This window comes from Methylobacterium sp. J-059 (genome assembly GCF_022829485.1).
Lineage (GTDB): Bacteria > Pseudomonadota > Alphaproteobacteria > Rhizobiales > Beijerinckiaceae > Methylobacterium.
Genome location: NZ_JAKSYA010000086.1, coordinates 1 through 520, shown reverse-complemented (window position 1 = coordinate 520; position 520 = coordinate 1). Strand labels below are relative to the sequence as shown.

Annotated in this window: 1 pseudogene; it reads left to right on the top strand. The window is 67.3% G+C overall.

The features are described 5' to 3' along the window. Positions 1-221 precede the first annotated feature (221 nt). A pseudogene (locus MKK55_RS09315) lies at positions 222-520 on the top strand (carbamoyltransferase C-terminal domain-containing protein); the annotation flags it as partial.

The window sequence follows — 520 nt, the reverse complement described above, 5'->3', positions numbered from 1 at the left end:
GGTTGTAGGTCCGCGCTTCGGAGCCGAATGGAAACTGGCGCGAAATTGCCACCGAGCAGATTGTCGGGAGCAGCCGTTTCTCAGCTTGGTTCACCGGCTCGAAGAGGTTCGTCTTTTGGTTCAACGCGAAGAGGTTCGTCTTTTGGTTCGACGCAACGTCCGAGGGTTTCACGATCGTCGTCGAGATGTCCGATCAAGCGCCGGCTCTTGCTTGATCGCTGCGGATCCTCGCGGCCGGCGGCCTCGTCGGCTGGGTCCAGGCCCGGGCGGAGTTCGGCCCGCGCTCGCTCGGCAACCGCTCGATCCTCGCTGACTCGCGGCCGGCGGGCGCGAAGGACGCGCTCAACGCCAAGGTGAAGTACCGCGACGCCTTCCGGCCCTTCGCCCCCTCGATCCTGGCCGAGGCCGGCCCCGCCTGGTTCGAGGCCTACGCCGACAGCCCGTACATGGAGCGCACCCTGGTCTGGCGCGAATCCAAGCGCGACCAGGTCCCGGCGGTGGTGCACGCCGACGGCACCGG